The 17,180-nt window shown below is 62.6% G+C and carries 14 protein-coding genes; 5 read left to right on the top strand and 9 right to left on the bottom strand.

All coding sequences use genetic code 11. From position 1 onward, the window contains the following. Positions 1 to 106: 106 nt before the first annotated feature. The 4 genes from N688_RS16785 to N688_RS16770 all read right to left on the bottom strand — a co-directional run bounded on the left by N688_RS16785 (position 107) and on the right by N688_RS16770 (position 3,852). Positions 107 to 1,078: an aldo/keto reductase gene (locus tag N688_RS16785; protein WP_202901952.1), complete on the bottom strand. Its 972-nt coding sequence runs from the start codon at positions 1,076 to 1,078 to the stop codon at positions 107 to 109. Between the two features lie 159 nt (positions 1,079 to 1,237). Further along, positions 1,238 to 2,017 (bottom strand): SDR family NAD(P)-dependent oxidoreductase, encoded by a 780-nt coding sequence (locus N688_RS16780; RefSeq protein ID WP_052890354.1) that lies wholly within the window; start codon positions 2,015 to 2,017, stop codon positions 1,238 to 1,240. Positions 2,018 to 2,065: 48 nt separating this feature from the next. Further along, on the bottom strand, positions 2,066 to 2,389 hold the full coding sequence (locus N688_RS16775) for an L-rhamnose mutarotase (RefSeq protein ID WP_052890353.1): 324 nt from the start codon (positions 2,387 to 2,389) through the stop codon (positions 2,066 to 2,068). 128 nt (positions 2,390 to 2,517) lie between these two features. Continuing rightward, entirely contained in the window at positions 2,518 to 3,852 is a 1,335-nt protein-coding gene (locus tag N688_RS16770) for an L-fuconate dehydratase (protein ID WP_052890352.1), read from the bottom strand. Between the two features lie 961 nt (positions 3,853 to 4,813). Between N688_RS16770 and N688_RS16765 the strand changes: the two genes are divergently transcribed. The 4 genes from N688_RS16765 to N688_RS16750 all read left to right on the top strand — a co-directional run bounded on the left by N688_RS16765 (position 4,814) and on the right by N688_RS16750 (position 9,684). Continuing rightward, positions 4,814 to 5,593, top strand: a complete 780-nt coding sequence (locus tag N688_RS16765) for a GntR family transcriptional regulator (RefSeq protein ID WP_052890351.1) — start codon at positions 4,814 to 4,816, stop codon at positions 5,591 to 5,593. 126 nt (positions 5,594 to 5,719) lie between these two features. Next, positions 5,720 to 7,240 carry a sugar ABC transporter ATP-binding protein gene (locus tag N688_RS16760; protein WP_202901951.1) on the top strand — a complete coding sequence of 507 codons (1,521 nt, stop codon included), beginning with the start codon at positions 5,720 to 5,722 and terminating at the stop codon, positions 7,238 to 7,240. Further along, the gene (locus N688_RS16755; protein ID WP_081838944.1) at positions 7,237 to 8,265 is read left to right on the top strand and encodes an ABC transporter permease; all 1,029 of its coding nucleotides are present in this window, start codon (positions 7,237 to 7,239) and stop codon (positions 8,263 to 8,265) included. The genes N688_RS16760 and N688_RS16755 overlap by 4 nt, the downstream gene beginning before the upstream one ends. A gap of 387 nt (positions 8,266 to 8,652) precedes the next feature. Further along, entirely contained in the window at positions 8,653 to 9,684 is a 1,032-nt protein-coding gene (locus N688_RS16750; protein ID WP_052890350.1) for an ABC transporter substrate-binding protein, read from the top strand. Positions 9,685 to 10,127: 443 nt separating this feature from the next. On the opposite strand, the gene N688_RS16740 is transcribed toward N688_RS16750, so the two are convergent. Next, positions 10,128 to 10,352, bottom strand: a complete 225-nt coding sequence (locus N688_RS16740) for a hypothetical protein (RefSeq protein ID WP_052890348.1) — start codon at positions 10,350 to 10,352, stop codon at positions 10,128 to 10,130. Positions 10,353 to 10,714: 362 nt separating this feature from the next. Continuing rightward, positions 10,715 to 13,045, bottom strand: a complete 2,331-nt coding sequence (locus tag N688_RS16735) for an N-6 DNA methylase family protein (protein WP_052890347.1) — start codon at positions 13,043 to 13,045, stop codon at positions 10,715 to 10,717. 70 nt (positions 13,046 to 13,115) lie between these two features. Between N688_RS16735 and N688_RS23265 the strand changes: the two genes are divergently transcribed. Next, a complete protein-coding gene (locus N688_RS23265; RefSeq protein ID WP_162179581.1) occupies positions 13,116 to 13,304 on the top strand; it encodes a hypothetical protein in 189 nt (62 codons plus the stop codon). On the opposite strand, the gene N688_RS16730 is transcribed toward N688_RS23265, so the two are convergent. From N688_RS16730 to N688_RS16720, 3 genes are all read right to left on the bottom strand, one after another. Continuing rightward, positions 13,301 to 14,524, bottom strand: a complete 1,224-nt coding sequence (locus tag N688_RS16730; RefSeq protein WP_052890346.1) for a sugar ABC transporter permease — start codon at positions 14,522 to 14,524, stop codon at positions 13,301 to 13,303. The two genes, N688_RS23265 and N688_RS16730, sit on opposite strands and share 4 nt — an antisense overlap. Continuing rightward, entirely contained in the window at positions 14,521 to 15,303 is a 783-nt protein-coding gene (locus N688_RS16725) for an ATP-binding cassette domain-containing protein (protein ID WP_052891537.1), read from the bottom strand. The genes N688_RS16730 and N688_RS16725 overlap by 4 nt, the downstream gene beginning before the upstream one ends. A 306-nt stretch (positions 15,304 to 15,609) precedes the next feature. After that, on the bottom strand, positions 15,610 to 16,725 hold the full coding sequence (locus N688_RS16720; RefSeq protein ID WP_052890345.1) for a sugar ABC transporter substrate-binding protein: 1,116 nt from the start codon (positions 16,723 to 16,725) through the stop codon (positions 15,610 to 15,612). Positions 16,726 to 17,180: the final 455 nt, after the last annotated feature.

Genomic DNA, 17,180 nt, shown 5'->3' with positions numbered 1-17,180 from the left:
GGAAGCACTCCGTTCCGTGGATCTGGCCCTGGCCGATTGGCCTGGCGCCGCCGCCCGCCCGCCTGCCTGTCTGTCTGTCTGTCTGTCTGCCCTCACTCACCAGGTATTACGAAGCCTGATAGATAGCTTCCAGCTCCGGCCACAGCTCCGCTGGGATCGGCTGCTGAGCCAGGGCCAGCGTCTCGGCAATGCGCTCGGGCCGCGTCACACCAACGATGGTCGAGGCAATGCGCTCATCGCGCAGCGAGAACTGCAAAGCCGCCGCTGCCAGCGGCACCCCATAGCGCGCACAGGCGGCCTGCATGCGCCGGGCCTTCTCCAACAGCTCCGCGCTCGCCTCGCCGTACATGTAGCGTGGATACGCCTCTGGCCCCTTCGCCAGCAAGCCACTGCCGTAGGGAGCGGCGTTCACCGTAGCCACCCCACGGCTGCGGCACAGGTCCCAGAAACGATCAGCCTCGCGGTTAAGCAGCGTATAGCGATTGTGCGAAATGGCCGCCTCGAAGAGGCCAGTTTCCACAAAGCGCGTCATCATCTCGATCGGGCCGCCGGCGATGCCCAGGTGCTCGATCAGACCCTCCTCCTTCAGCTGGAGCAAGACCTCGACCGGCCCACCCGGGGCCATCATCACCTCGAACGGGTCCTGTGTCGGATCAGGAATATACTCAGGATCGTGCAGGTAGACCAGCTGTAGCCGCTCCAGACCCAACAGGCGCAGGCTACGCTCCACACTACGGCGCATCTGGGAGCCACTAAACTCGCCCGTCTGCAGATTGCGGTCAGCCTTCGTTGCCAGGACGAAGCCGGGCGGCAGGCCACCCAGCTCGCGCAACACAACGCCAATGCGGCGCTCGCTCTCGCCATCACCATAGGCCGCCGCCGTGTCAAGAAAATTGAGTGGGCTGGCAAAGATCGCGCGGATCGTCGCTAAAGCCCGTTCCTCGGGCACCTCGTAGGCAAAGGTCTCCGGCATATTGCCCAACGGTGCGCAGCCGATGCAGATCGGCGTCACCTGCAGACCAGTCTGACCTAGCGCTCGCCGCGGCAGCGGGGCCGCAGCCCCCATTGCAGACGTCATAGCTACAACATACCTCCTCTGACGTTCGCTCTTCAGGAACAGGGGTGGCAGCGCCTGGACGGCCCGACTCAGCTAGCGACTGACCTGACCACTCAGGCCGCTCTCTGGAGAGTTGGCCGTCTCGCGTCTGCTGCGCTGGGTGGCACAGCCTGAAAGCCGTCAGATAGCCGTCCAGCCGCCATCGATCACCAGCGCAGAGCCGGTCACAAAGGCCGCCTCATCTGAGGCCAGGTAGAGGGCCGCCGCCGCAATCTCCTCGGGCCGTCCCATGCGCCCCAACGGCTGACGCGCATGGAGCTGCTGGCGCACCTCATCCTCGCGGCCCGCAAAATCGCGCGCCAGGTAGCCCTCCACAAACGGCGTATGCACCGTGCCCGGGCAGATGGCGTTGCAGCGAATGCCCTGCTTCACGTAATCGGCGGCAATGGTGCGTGTCAGGGCCAGCACCGCCCCTTTGCTCGCGCTATAGACCAGGCGACGCTCCACGCCGATCAGCGCCGCCACCGAGGCCAGATTGATGATCACCCCACCGGGCGGCTGCTGGGCCAGCATCTGGCGTACTCCCTCGCGGGCACAGAGAAAGACGCCGCGGGCATTGACGCGCATCACCCGCTCCCAATCCTCTAGCGACGTCTCCAAAACATTGCCCACATGACTGACGCCAGCATTATTGACCAGAATATCCAGCCGACCCTCGCGCGCAGCCACCTCAGCCAGAGCAGCCCGTACCTGATCCTCCTCAGCCACATCCAGCGTCCAGGCGCGAGCCTGGCCTCCGGCGGCCACGATTGCCTCCGTCACCCGCTGCGCCGCCTCCGGACGCAGATCGGCCACCACCACCCGCGCCCCCTGACGCCCAAAGAGCAGCGCAATCTGCTCCCCAATCCCCGAGCCGGCGCCCGTAATCAAAGCCACCTTCCCATCCAGGCGAAAGACCACGCTTGCCCCTCCTTTCCGTTCCTTTCCTTGATCCTCGACAGACAGACATTAGTCCGTGTGGAAGACCTCGCGCATCAGCGCCCACCACTCACCGGGCGCCCGCGACTCCACAGGCTCCTGAAGGGGATCGGTGAGTTTCCACCACTCCTGTGTTTTCGGGTCGGCGGCCATCTTCGCCATATCGGCCTCGTAGTCGTCGCCGACATACTCGAAATAGGCGAAGAGCAGCGTCCCATGACGAAAGATCGTATAGTTACGGATATTACAGGCGTGAATAGTCGCCAGCACCTCCGGCCAGACCGCGGCATGCAGCCGCTCATAGGTCTCAATGGCATCTGGCTTGAGGCCAATAATCTGTCCGACTCTGCGCATAGCTGGCAATCCTCCTGTTATTGTAGCGCGCGCGCCAGGCCCCTGGAAAGCCTGCCTGCCCTCCCCAGCCCAAAGCCTGCCAGGCCGCACGGCCCGGCACGCGCCACCATTGAGCGCCCGATCGCGCCTCACTCGCTCGAGCGCTCGGCTGCGGCCCGCCGCCCTGCCGCCCAGACCGGCCCATCGGGGAAAGAATAGGCTGCAATCGAGTCGGCGTGCATCGTCGCGCTGTAGCCGGGGGCCAGCGGTGGCAGATAGCGTGCATGGCGCATCACTACCGGGTGCACGAAATGCTCATGCAGGTGGGGTGTATATTCAATCATTCGTCCCTCCAGCGAGCCACTGACGGCAATATAATCGAAAATCGCCAGATGCTGCACATACTCGGAGAGACCCACGCCGCCAGCATGGGGGCAGACCGGGACCCCGTATTTAGCGGCCAGCAAGAGCACAGCCAGCACCTCGTTGACGCCGCCCAGACGACAGGCGTCGATCTGGCAGAAGCCAATGGCCTGAGCTTGAAAGAGCTGTTTAAAAATGATGCGGTTCTGAACATGCTCGCCTGTTGCCACGCGCACAGGAGCAATGGCGCGCGCGATAGCAGCATGGCCGAGAATATCATCGGGACTGGTCGGCTCCTCAATCCAGAGTGGCTGGAACTTCGCCAGCTCCTGCATAGCGGCGATGGCCTCCTCTACCTCCCACACCTGGTTGGCATCCATCATCAGCGTGCAATCGGGGCCAATCTCCTCGCGCATGATACGGGCGCGCTGGCGATCGCGCTCCAGGCCGAGACCAACCTTGAGCTTGAAATGGCGCCAGCCCTCGGCCAGTGCCTGGCGACAGAGGAGCCGCAGCTGCTCATCGCTGTAGCCAGACCAGCCGGCTCCAGTCGTATAGGCAGGATAGCCGAGGCGCAGCAGCTCGGCCTCGCGCTCGGCGCGCGTCGGCGCCAGGCGCTGCAACAACTCCTGCGCCTCCGCAGGAGAGAGCACATCGCTCAGATAGCGGAAATCGACGCAAGCCACCAGCTGCTCGGGCGACATGTCTACCAGCAACTTCCAGAGCGGCTTCCCCTCGACCTTGGCCCAGAGATCCCAGACCGCATTGACCAGAGCCGCCGTGGCCATGTGGATCGCACCCTTCTCCGGCCCAATCCAGCGCAGCTGACTGTCGCCCGTTATGTGACGCCAGAAAGCGCGCATATCGGCAGTAAACTCCTCCAGCGTGTGCCCACGCACCAGCGGCGCCAGGGCCCGAATGGCAGCCACACAAATCTCATTGCCGCGCCCGATGGTGAAGGTAAAGCCGTGGCCCTCCAGCCCGTTAGGGTGATCGGTCCGCAGAATCACATAGGCCGCCGAATAATCGGGATCGGCATTCATGGCGTCAGAGCCGGCCAGCGTGCGCGAGGTGGGGAACCGAATATCGTAGGCCCGGACATCAACGATGGTTACTGTCAATACACCACTCCTTTTTACCTGGCTGGCAACGCGCCGCTCCCTCCGCCAGAGCAGACGAGCGGGCCGCCCTCCCTCGGGTCAGATTCTCCTCTCTCTCTTGCTCCTCGCTGATGAGCCCCCACTCCCAGGGTGGTTCCGCAACCCCTGTGGAGCGCCAACCCTCCCCTGCTTCGCCTGAGAGAGCCTCGTCCACGGCATGGCGCCCGGCGCCCCTCGTCGATGGCGGAGGTGGCAAGCGCCTGCTTGACGCTGCGCCATCTGAAGGTATACTATATTCTGTATTCAGAATACAGTACAGCAGGCAACAAAGTCAAGCACACAAATAACGAAAGAAAGCTCAACGGGCAACCAGGCCCGCTGAGCTGGCTGCTGTCAGACCGGGCTGGCCCTGGCCAGCTTGAGAACACTAACTAATGGTGACCATGCATAAGCCTCCAGAGGAAGAAGAGGCCTCCTACGATGATCAGGAGCAGGATGAAAGAGAGCGGAGAGTATGTTACAGTCATGAGACTCACCTCCGTAGGGGAAGACAGAGCCTAAACATCTCACGCGATTCCTTATACGTTCTAGCGTACAGAAAGTGGCAGATGATCGATGGATGATGCAATGGAGGCCGGGTGACCAGTGCCGGGCAGAGCATGGATGGCAGAGCCAAAGCGAGGGTGCGCGCCTTGACCTGGGCACCCCTTCCAGGTATACTATATTCTGTATTCTGAATACAGCGTACTCTTTACAAAGTTGGGCGGGCGCGCCAAAATAAAGAGGCGCACCGTGGGCGTGGGCAGACTTGGGGCCAGTCGGATGGGAGCGAGCGGCGGAGGCGACGAAGGCAAGAGTGGGCTGCTGAAGCCGCGGGGCGTAGCAGGTTCGGACCTCGGCCCAGGCTCGACGGGGGGCTGGAATCTGAAGCGAGGGGACGGCCTGCTCAAACTAGCAAGCAGCAAGACAGGAGTGAGCAGGTATGAGGCAATTTGAAGCGGAGACCAATCACCGGGAGGGGGCGGCGGCAGCTGTTGCCGACGTTGTTGACGAGCGCTTTGTGGGTGAACTCTTCGACCTGCTCTGGGGGCAAGAGCGCACCGCCACCCCGACCGTTGCTGACTATGCCTACGAGCAGCTCTGGAAGCGCGTCATCCTGCTGGGTGGCAGTGAGGAGCAGCGCCTGTCTGACGTGACCCTGGCCGAGCAACTGGGCGTCAGCCGCACGCCTGTACGTCAGGCGCTAGAGCGGCTCGTCCAAGAGGGGCTGGTCCGTGCTGATCCGCGGCGGGGCTACTGGACGCGCACTTTTACCGCCCAGGACATCCACGAGATCTACGACCTGCGTGAGGCGCTGGAGGTCCTCGCCCTCCGGCTGGCGGCGCCGCATCTGAAGCGTGAAGAGCTACAGGCTCAGCTCGATGAGCTAGAGGCCATCCGTGCCGAGCTGACGAGCAATCCCTTCTTGCGCTTTCTCAAAGTTGATCTGCTCTTTCACCTGTTGATCACGCGCGCCTCGCGCAACGGGCGTCTGATCCATTGTCTCTCAGAGCTACGCAGTCAGCTCTGCATGTTCCAGATGCGCGATAGTTTCTATCCGCGTCGCATCGAGATCGCGCTCAACGATCATGAGCAGATCTTGCGGGCCTTACTCGCCGGCAAGCTCGACGAGGCTGCTGCCCTGTTAGCGGCTCACATTCGCCACTCCAAAGAAGGAGTGCTAGCCGATATCTTTGCCGAAGAGAGTCATCTCCCCTCCTAATCAGAGGAGCCAGGCCATATCGATACGGGCTGGCAGGAAGCGGAAGAAGGGGGTGGGGGGACAGGCAGGGTACAAGGAGAGCGGGCGGGGCTATGAAGCCGTTGCCATACTCGCAGGGAGGTCGTCATGCCTTCGACTTCAGTGGAGACGGAGCAGTCACCGATCATTCGCCTGCGCAAGATCACCAGGCGCTTTCCGGGCGTCACCGCCGTCGCCGAGGTTGACCTCGACATCTATCCCGGAGAAGTTCACGTTGTGGCTGGTGAGAACGGGGCCGGTAAATCGACGCTCATGAAAATACTGTATCAGGTGGAGCGCCCTGACGCTGGCCAGATCTATCTCAACGGCCACCCCCTCAGCTTTCACGGGCCGCACTATGCCCGCGCTCTTGGCGTCGCAATGGTGCACCAGGAATTTGCCCTTGCGCCACACCTCTCCGTGGCCGAAAACCTTTTTCTCGGGCGTGAGCCCTTGCGCTTCGGCTTCATCCGCCGGCGCCGCGAATTGGCCGAGGCGCGCCATCTACTGGCGCAAGTTGGTCTCGACCTCGACCCGCGTCGCCTGGTCGCCTCGCTTTCCGTAGCTGAGCAGCAGCTTGTCGAAATTGCTCGCGCTATCAGCTTCAATGCGCGTGTCCTCATCCTTGACGAGCCGACTGCCACCCTTACCGAGCAAGAGATTGCCCGTCTCTTTGAGGTCATTCGCCAGCTCACGGACCAGGGTGTGGCCGTCCTCTACATCTCCCACCGCCTCGATGAGATCTTCCAGATCGCTGATCGCGTGACCGTCATGCGCGATGGGCGTGTCGTTGCCACGCTTCCGCGGGCCGAACTCAGCGAGCAGAAGCTGGTCCAGCTCATGGTCGGGCGGGCCATTACCAACCTCTACCCGCGCCCCGAGACCCATCCTGGCCCCGTTCTGCTGCGCGTCGAAGAACTGAGCCGGCGCGGCCTGCTCCACGACTGCTCATTCGAGGTGCGGGCCGGCGAAATTCTGGGCTTTGCCGGCCTGATCGGCGCGGGACGCAGCGAGCTGGCGCGAGCCGTCTGTGGTGCTGACCCCATCGACAGCGGGCGCATCTTCCTGGACGGTCAGGAGCTGCACATTCGCCGCCCCGCCGACGCCATTCGCTCCGGCCTCGCCTACGTCACCGAGGATCGCAAGCGTGAGGGCCTGGCCCTTGATCTGGGCGTTGATCAGAATATCACCCTGGCCAGCCTTCCTGCCCGGTTGGGCCTCCTGCTCTTGCGGCGCGAGCGAACCACTGCCCTGCGAGCCTGCCAGCGCCTTAATATCCGCACCCCGTCGGTGCGCCGCAAGGCGCGCCTCCTTTCGGGGGGCAATCAGCAGAAGGTCGTCGTGGCGCGCTGGCTAGAGACGCAGGCCAGAGTCATCTTCTTCGACGAGCCGGCGCGCGGTATCGATGTTGGGGCCAAAGCCGAGATGTTTGCTCTTATTGGCAGACTGGCGAGCGAGGGGCGGGCCATTGTCCTCATTTCGTCCTATCTCCCTGAGCTGCTCAACATGTGTGATCGGATTGCGGTGATGCGCGAGGGGCGCATCGTTGGCACGCTCTCGCGAGGGCAGTTCAGTGAAGAGCGCATCATTGCCCTGGCAACTGGGGCCAGTGAGGTGACCATCCCATGAAGGAATCTCTGAGCAGAAAGATCACGGACGAGCCAGGCGCGGAGGCCGCTCTCTCCTGGCGCCGGCTGCTGCCAGCCCAGATCTCCGACCTTATTTCTCAATTCGCGGCGGCGGGCGCGCTCATCGTCATCTGTGTCGCGCTCTCCATCGCCTCGCCGGTCTTTCTCACTCTCTACAATCTCTTCAATATTGTCTCACAGACTGCCGTCACGGCCATCATTGCCCTGGGTATGACCTTTGTCATTATCACCGCCGGTATTGATCTCTCGGTCGGCTCGGTGGCGGCTCTGGCGGGGGTGCTCGGCGTCAAGCTGATGGTCGATCTCGGTCTGAGCTGGCCGCTGGCAGTGCTCGGCGGCACCCTGGTTGGGGGCCTGGCTGGCCTGGCCAACGGCCTGCTGATTACCCGCGCGCGTCTAGCGCCCTTTATTGCCACTCTTGGCATGATGAGCGTGGCTCGCGGCCTCGTGAACATTATTACAGGAGCTACCGCCGTCTTCGGCGTTCCCGACTCCTTCCGCCTGCTCGGCCAGGGCATGATCGACGGCATCCCCATTCCCTTAATTACCCTGGCGGTGCTGGCTGTGGCGGCCCACCTGCTCTTGAGCCGCACACGCCTGGGGCGCTACACCTACGCCATTGGCTCCAATGAGGAGGCGGCGCGCCTGGCGGGCATTCGTGTCGGCGCCTATCTGGTGGCGGTCTATGTGCTCCAGGGCCTGCTGGCCGGCTTCGGGGGCATGGTAGCCATGTCGCGCGTGGCCTCGGGCCAGCCCAACTTTGGTGACGGTCTGGAGCTGGATGTCATCGCCGCCGCCGTCATCGGTGGCTGCAGCCTCTTCGGCGGCCAGGGCACCATTCTGGGCACTCTCATCGGAGCCTTCTTGATGGCGGTGATCCGCAACGGGGCGGTCCTGCTCAATATTGATACCTTTACGCAGAGCGTTATCATCGGCGTCATTATCTGGCTGGCGGTGATCTGGGACCAGTTCCGCCGCCGCCGCTTTGCGGAGAGCACCCGCTAAGCGCGGGCAACCCGCACCGCACGCCAACCGTCCTGTGCGCCCCGCCGTCTCTGCGGCTGGCTCGGAGCGCTCTCTACTCTCTACCGCTGATGTAAGAAAGGGGGTGGCCTCTCTTCTGAACGTGCTTGCTCTCTCTGACTGGCGGCCTCCTCTTCCAATGGGCCTGCCCGTCGGTCCGGTCCGCCTGTCCACTGACCGGAGAGCAGGCTGAGCTGATTGATAATGCTGCTTGTTGGTAGGCAACTGCCGCATGAGGCGCAGGCAAAGAGGATATGGCATCAAGGACGATGAACGATCGGCGCGGCCTGGGTTGGCGAGGCCCGCCGCTTCAGTGAGGAAACACGCGACCGCGGCAGGCCGCGGTCAAAGGCAAAGGAGGCTGTTCTGATGCGACAACTTCTGCGCAGACTGGTGCGGGATATCTTCTTTCCTCTCTGGCTACTGCTGGTGGCCGGCCTGGTAAGTGCCTGTGGCAGCGTCACTGTACAGTCATCAGGCAGTAATAACAACACGACTGCCTCTGGACCGCTCAGGATTGCCGTTATTCCCAAAGCCATCGGCTTTGACTTCTGGGAGCAGGTCCACAAAGGGGCGGAGTGCGCCGCTTCGAAGCAGCAGCAGGTCTCAGTGATCTGGAATGGGGTCACTGCCGAGACCGACGTGACCGGGCAGATCGACCTGCTGACTAACTATATCACGCAGCATGTCAATGGCCTGATCTACGCCGCCACCGATGCGCGTGCTCTCTACCAGGTGACACAGCAAGCCCTCAAAGCGAACATTCCCGTGGTCAATATCGACTCGGGCACCTATCCGCAGCCGGCCAACGTGCCGCTCTTCGCCACCGATAATATCGCCTCGGCGCGCAAGGCTGCTGATCTGCTGGCCCAGCAACTCAATGGTCATGGCAAGGTGGCCCTGATCGAGTTCCAGCCGGGCAGTGCCACCAATGATCAGCGTGTCCAGGGCTTCAAGCAGGAGCTGGCCAGGTACCCGGGCATTCAGCTCGTTGCGGACCAGTCCAGTCACAGCGACTACAACCAGGCGCTGAGTGTGGCCGAGGACATCCTGACTGCCCATCCTGATCTGAATGGAATCTTTGCCGCCAATGAGCCGAGCGTGCTGGGGGCGGCGGAGGCCGTGCGCCGCATTGGCAAAGCTGGCAAGATCACGATCATTGGCTGGGATGCCGCTCCCGACGAGGTCAAGGGAGTGCAGCAGGGGACGATTTCGGCGCTGGTAGTGCAGAACCCCTTTAGGATGGGCTATGACAGCGTCAATGCGATGGTGAGTATCCTGCGTCAGCATGCCACCATCCACAGCGAGGATACCGGGGTAACGATCCTGACCAAGGCCAATCTCAACGATCCCAAGGTCCAGGCGGTGCTCAATCCGAGCTGCCAGAATCCCCCGCTGTGAGCCGGGCCATAGCCGGGTCGGTGCAGGCTCTGACCCCTCGCTGCGGGAGACAGTTCAGATAGAGAGGGTCCAGCCCCAGAGGAGGCGGGCGACGAGCTGGCGCAAGGTCAGCTGTCGCTCGCTCTCCTCTCCTGGGAGCTGGACCTTCTGCTGGTGTACAGTCAGATTGCCTGTCTGCCTGTCTGCTGGCTCTCTGCCGCCTCGCTTGATGGCAAGGACTCGGGACAGCAAGACCAGACAGACAGCCACGCTTTACCCTCTTGTGCCCATGCCCAGTCGCCACACGGCGAGCATCGCTGCTGGACGCGGACCGGTCGCAGTCAGTCAAGTCCGATTACGGTTCAGACGCGAGATTGCCGTACTGGCTTTCGTCTCTGCTGATGAGCGCGCTCTCTCAGACCAGGCGAGACTACCCAGATGCGCGTGGCTGCGCTGCTGCGCGCTCAAGGCTTAATCAGGGCCTCGTAGTAGTCTGCACAGTCGTCGCAGAGGATCGTCGCTATCTTGGTGATGTAGTCGCGAGTAGACTGCTGATGCTCAGGGCACACGGGCATCTGGCAGCGCGCACATAGAGCTGTCGCCTTGGCCCCACACACGTAGCATTTCCTGGGATCGATCTTGCCTCCCTCGGTCTCGGGAGGGATCTCTGTGATCTGCTCTTCTAACATGGCTCCTCCTTCGTGTCCATGATGACGCGCTGTTTCGGCTCGTTGCACTGACCGATTCGACCGCCCTGCGTCCTGACTGGCAGGCGCAAAAAAAGCCCCAACTCCTATCGTTGTACGCGAAAATCTGCTCTTCTGTCAAGTTGCTGCAAGCTGTGCCATAATGGTTCGCCGCTCTTGGCTGCGCTTCTTCGGGGCCGGCTGGCTCTCTCCTCTGCCGGGATGAGATCCCGCCTGCCCAGGCGGTACACGTCGCCCAGACTGGCGGGCTGCCAGCAGGAATAGGATCAGCCACCTGACAAGACGGATAGGTCGGTTTCGGGCGCGCTCCTCTCCCCCACTCTCGCTGACGTTACCCTCTTATTTTATACCGCGCTTTCAAGCATCCGCGTTTCAGCCTCGCTGAGGCCGTAGAGGCGAAAAACCAGGGCGTTGATCTGAGCCTCCAGCCTCAGACGTTGCTGATGCAGAGCCTGGCACTCCTCAGCCCTGGTACTGACCGCCAGACGCTCTTGCAGGGCCATCATGGCGCGGGCGGCAGCGACCAGCGGTTCCTGGTGCGCAGCCAGCTGCGGTGGCAGGGGGATGGCGGCCAGCGTTGTCTGATTGAGTTGGGGAAATAGACGTTTATAGGCAGTAAATGTCTTATAGAGGTAATAATCGATCAGACGACTGTTGAGAATGGCGAGCAGAGCTTCGTAAGAAAGGCGCTCGTCGAGCAGGTGCAGGTTATAGAGCGACTGCATTGTTGCCAGGCCGGCGGTCTCCAGAGCTGCCACGCAGCGTCGGCCCGTTTTCACCACCACGATTTTGGGGGCCTGGTAGAAGTCAGCGGGCTTCGTCAGCGTATGGACGAAGCGCGTTGGAGGAGCAATATAGTAGCGCGTCACGTTATCGCCGGCCAGGATTGGCAGGGGGCCTGTCGTGGCCACGCGCCGCTTGCCGATCTCCTCGCCGCGCGAGATGCGCACCCGCTGGCCGAGCGGCTCCCCCTCGTGCTCAAGGCGTGCCAGCAACGCTGCCTCCTCATCGTTCACATGGACCAGCAGGCGATGGCTGGCATCTTCCAGGAAGCGCTGCCGGCTGCAGAGGGCACGTGTAGACACTGACAGCGCTGGCAGGCCCTCGCTGGCCGGGGAGGCTGCCGCTGGCGCTGGTACATCGCAGGCGATCGTCGATGGCTGAGCGCCGCGCTCGACGACCAGCACAGCGGCGGAGACGCAGGCGCGGAAGACCGGGCCGCAATGGTAGACGCGCAGCAATCCCTCGCGCAGCAAGGTAGCGCGAGCCTGGCGAGCCTCATCGCGAGCCAGCAGGGCGTCGGGTACCACGAAAGCAAAGCGTCCGCCGGGGCGGGTCAGCTTGAGACCCTGCTCGATGAAGAGCCAGCAGGCGTCGTACTGCCGGCGCGCCAGGGTAAAAGCCGCCTCCAGATAGGGGCGAGCCGTCTGCGGGCGCTGCTCGCCGAACAGATAGGGCGGGTTGCCGATCACCGCATCAAAGCCCCCTATCTCTGCCTGAGCCTGCCTCTTGAACACCTGTGGGAAGGCCGTCTGCCAGCTGAACGGAGCGACTCCGGGGCCGAAAGGACTCCCCAGAGCGTTGCCGCAGCGGATCGTCATCTCCAGGTGTGGCAGCACTCTGGCGGCCTGGGCCCGCTCGCGCGCGCTACTCGCGCACTCCTCCAAGAGCAACAAGAAGAGCGACAGGCGGGTGACCTCCACCGCGCGGCGATCAAGGTCAACTCCATAGATCTGCTCTAGCAGAATGCGACGGCCCTCGGCCAGCGTCAGGCGCCAGCGCCCCTGGTCATCGCGTCGCAGCGCCTGGGGGAAGCGCTCCGCTCCCGCCGCCACATACCGCTCGCGGAACCAGTGCAGCAGGAGGCGATAGAGGCGCGTCAGGAAGGAGCCAGCTCCGCAGCAGGGGTCGAGCATGCGCAGGCGAGCGGCGCCTGTCACCTCCGCCTCACGCTCAAGCAAGGCTGCCACGCTATGGGCGAGGATATAGTCGACAACGTGGGGAGGCGTATAGTAGATGCCGTCGGCCTTCTTGGTGGCTCGTTCCTCGCTCAGGACCAGGCGACCAGCGGCATCCGTCGTCAGGCTCTTCTCCAGAAAGTGCTCATAGAGGCGACCGAGCACCGAAGGGGAGAGAAGGGCGAAATCGCAGGGAGCCAGAGGAGGGTAGAGGGCCTGTAGCAGCCTGCACAAGGTTTCATCGTCCAGTCGTAGCGCTGAAAGCAGCTCCTCTGTCATCTCGCAGGGAGCGCTGGCCGGGCCAGTCGACGTAGTACTCCCCGCCAGCCGAGGTCTGGTGCAGAAGAGGCCGGCGGCGTAACGTCTTCCTGCCGTCTGAAAGCGCCGCTGTAGACGCGCGTAGAGCATGCGCTGCTTGCTCAGCCGGAGCAGGCCGCCTGACGGCTCCAGGCCGCGCTCCTCGCACAAACGCAGGAACAGCAGGCGTGCCAGTAGCAGCTGAGCGACGTGGTTAAGATCGTCAGGTGCCAGAGAGAGGTTGCACCGTGCCAGACCCTCGCTGAGCCACAGATGCCACTCCGCCGCTGCACGCAGCAGCGCCTCCTCTGCCGTCGCGCGCTCCGCATCCTCGGTCAGGAGCGGAGCGAACAAGGTTATGGCTGGGACCAGTGACTCTGTACCAGATCCTGAGAACGGCTGCGACAGGCCTTGCAGCACGCCTGGCTCTTCCTCCTTCTCTTGCCTTACCTTCCCTTACTGGCCTGACGATCAGTGCAGCGAGCGACAGGTGGGACGTCGATCCCTTCTCTCTGGCCTGCAGATGGCCCCGGGCCAGCGCCTCGCCGTGGAGTCGGAGCGAGCCAGCCAGCGAGCGAGGCGTGTGCATCATTGCTGGATCGGGACCGTGATCGAGGTCAGCCGCTGGTTGATCAGCGCAGATCTCGCTGCGCTCTGTAGCAGGCAGCGGACGACCTAGCGGCCACGGCGAGCCTGAGCGCGACGAATCAGGGCGTCGGCTGCCACTGCGATCACCAGAACCACGCCCTCCACCATCTCCTTCACGTCGGTGCCCTGGCTCTTCAAGTCGAGACCATTCTCCAGGCTACCGATGATCAGCGCGCCGAGAATCAAGGACCAGACCGAGCCTTTGCCGCCGAAGAGACTCACGCCGCCAATCACCGCCGCCGCGATCGAATCGAGCAGCAGAGTTGGATCAATCTGACTGGCCACCGCCAGACCGCGCGAAGCCGCCAGCACGCCACCAATGGCCGCCAGCGTCGAACACATCGTAAAGACTGCCACCCGAATCAGCGGTACATTGATACCCGCGCGGCGCGCCGCCTCGGCATTGCCGCCGACGGCATAGACATAGCGACCAAAGGGTGTCTTCGTCAGCAAGAGCCAGCAGAGCAAGATTAATCCGGTCAAGAACACCACCGACTGAGGCACGCCCAGGTAGGACTCGAAGAGGGCCACCGCCCCTTCGACGATTACCGCCACAATGACGATCTGCAGGAGCAAGCGCGCCAGTGGTTGCGTGCGCAGGCCCGCCTGCCGGCGACGCACATAGTTGAGCACCACAAACCCAATATAGAGCAAGAGCGCCAGCGTTGGCAAGCCGACGCCCAGGGCATCCGGCAAGTAGTTATTCGCCAGCGAGACAATGAAGGCGTCGTGGATAATCAGCGTGCTCTGTCCGGCGAGCAGGTAGAGCAAGAGACCAGAATAGCCGATAGAGGCCGCCAGCGTCACAATAAACGAAGGAATGCGGATAAAGGCGACCAGCAAGCCATTGATGAGGCCCGCGAGGGCGCCTGTCACCAGCGCGGCCAGGATCGCCCAACCTGCAGGCATGCCCTGGCGCTCGGTCAGCACGCCCATCACCACCGCGCAGAGCGTACTCACCGCTGCCACCGACAGATCGATCTCACCGAGCAGCAGCACCAGCGTACTGCCCAGAGCCAACACGCCGATCTGCGTAATCTGCAGCACCAGGTTCGAGAGGTTGCGCGGCGTCAAAAAGAGGCCGCCAGTTGTCAAGGCAAAGTAGGCGGCGATGACCAACAGCGTTAGCAGCACGGGCACAAAGCCCAGATCGGTGCGCAGGAGCTGGCCCACCGTGGGACGGGGCAACCTGGAAGGCGCCTCAACGCTGGTCGTCGGAGCCGGTTGCTTCTGCTTCACAGCTTCGCTCATGACTGTGAACCTCCTCCATTCGAACCATTCGCGTCCACCTCAGCGCCAAACTCTGCGCCGGTGATGGCCGCCACCACGCGCTCAGGCGTCGCCGACTTCACATCGAAGGTTGCCACGCGCCGCCCCAGGCGCAGCACGATCACACGGTCCACGACCTCAAAAACATCGGCCAGGTTATGAGAGATCACCACCACGGCCAGGCCCTGCTCGCGCAAGCGCTTGATCAGATTGAGCACCTGGCGCGTCTGGGCCACGCCCAAAGCTGCCGTCGGCTCGTCCAGAAGCACCACCCTGGCCTGGCGCAGGATCGTCTTAGCGACCGCGATCGACTGACGTTGACCGCCCGAGAGCAGCGAGACCGGCACGCGCACCGAGGGGATCTTGACATCGAGCACGCTGAGCACGCGCAGCGCCTCGCGCTCCATGTGCACCTCAGAGAGCGCAGGCCAGATATCGAGTTCCTCGTGGCCAAGGAAGAGATTAGCAACTACATCGAGATTATCGCAGAGCGCCAGGTCCTGATAAACGGTTTCGATCCCCAGGCGCGTTGCTACACTGGGGCCGGTGATCTTAACCGGTGTGCCCTCCAGGAAGATCTCGCCGCTGTCGGCCTGCTCGACGCCGGAGATGATCTTGACCAGCGTCGATTTACCGGCGCCATTGTCGCCCACGAGGCCGACGACCTCACCAGCGTGGACCTCGAAGTCGACATTTGAAAGGGCCTGCACGGCCCCAAAGGTCTTACTGATACCGGTCAGGCGCAGGCGTGGCTCTGCCACGCCCGTCTGGCCGGGCCGCGAAGGAGCGGTTGGTGTACTGATAGAACTGTCTGCCATGTGGCCTCCACAATGAGCAAACTAGTGACACACATGGCTCATCGGCGAGCAATGGGAAAGGCAGACAGGCCTGATGGCCGACTGACCGGGCGCCCTGCTCACCGATGAGCTGGTAATCATGCCCGTTTCGCCTGCCGGTGATTCGCAGCTGCTGTCGCAGTCTGTACTGCTATTATATAGCAGCAGCGGGATCGAGAGCAGCCCACTGCGAACCATGCAGCGGCAGGCAGACAGCCAGGGAGAAGGGGATTAGCAGATGCCTCCGGTCCCTGCTGGGAGACCCTGACAGATCTGCTCTTTGGTCACGAAGCCATCGGCCAGCACTGTCGAAGCGATGTTGGACTTATCGACAGCAACCGGTGTCTCCAGGACCGACGGAATATTGCCGCCATCCTTGGTCTTCGTCTGGCCGTTGACCAGCTTCGAGGTATCTTCCCCTTTGCTGATAGCCGCCACAAGCTGGGCGGTGGCATTGGCCTCCTTGGTGATGGCCTTATAGACCGTCATGGCCTGCTCGCCCGTCAGGATATTCTGGATACCGGCGACAGTGGCATCCTGACCGGTAACCAGGACCTTCTTGTCCAGGTGCTGAGCCTTGAGGGCGGCGATTACCGAGTTGGCCATTCCATCGTTGGCCACGTAGGCGATCTGGATGTTGTTCTGGTTGGCCGTCAGAGCCTGATCCATCTCGGTACGAGCCGTATCGTTATCCCAGCCAGGCGTATAGGTCTCGTAGACCAGTTTCAGTTCGCCGCTCTGGAAGAGAGGATCAAGTGCCTGGTGGGCACCCTGGCGGAAGAGGATGGCATTGTTATCGGTCTGCGAGCCGTTGATCATCACGACACGGTCGCCCTTTTGATGATGCTGGACGATGTACTGGCCCTGCAGGTAGCCGACGCGCACGTTATCGAAGGAGACATAGTATGCCAGGTCCTTGGACTGGATCAGGCGGTCGTAGGCGATGACCGGTACGCCCTGCTGCTTGGCCTTCGCCACGATGGCGGCGGCGGCATCGCTATTGACGGCGCCCACCACCAGGATGCAGTCGCCGCGCGTCAGGTCAGCCTCGGCCTGGTTGAGCTGCTCATCCTTATTGCCCTCGGCGTTGTTGTAGTCAACAGTTGCCCCAGGCAAGGCAGCCTTGATACCGTTGATCAGAGCTGGCTTATCCTTGGCGTCCCAGCGCTCCGAGGTGGCTGTCTCCGGGAGCAGAATGCCGATCTTCATGCACCCTTTGCCATTGGCTGCCCCGGAGGACGACGTGCCGCCAGTGCTGCCACTGCTACCACAGGCGGCCAGAAGGAGAGATAAGAGCAGCGTGATCGCTATCGCAGCAAATCTGCGCTGTCCACTAAATAACGTCATTGTTCGCACCCTATCCTTTCGTAGAGAACTCTATGCACTGAGCGAGATAGCAGGCATTGCCTGGTCGCGAGACAGGCTATCGCTGAGCAGCAGCGTAGCGCCTGCCTCACTGAAGATGACTCCTCGCTGCCCTCAAAGGGGTAAGCGAAGCGCGCCGGCATTGGCTCTGGCCGCAGCGCGCCAGCCCACTTGCGCGAGGCCGACGGCGCCCGCGTCAGGCGCATGAGCAAGAAAACAACGCTCGTGCTTTTGTCCGTTTGTTCGCTCGTATGTCTGTCTTCAGTGACATGAAGGCCAGACAGACCTTGCCACCGGGTCAGGAAGGGGATGCAGTGCTCCCTCTCCTGCCGGGAGAGATGCCAACCTCCTTTCTTTCCTGATCATCTCGATCATCTCGCCGACGCTCGGAGGCGAGCGAACGGATGCGCGGGCGGGGCAGAGCGGGACGGCCAGAA

It is taken from the genome of Thermogemmatispora carboxidivorans (assembly GCF_000702505.1).
GTDB classification, from domain to species: domain Bacteria; phylum Chloroflexota; class Ktedonobacteria; order Ktedonobacterales; family Ktedonobacteraceae; genus Thermogemmatispora; species Thermogemmatispora carboxidivorans.
The sequence above is the reverse complement of the archived record's forward strand: the minus strand, read 5'-3'. Positions and strand labels throughout refer to the sequence as shown.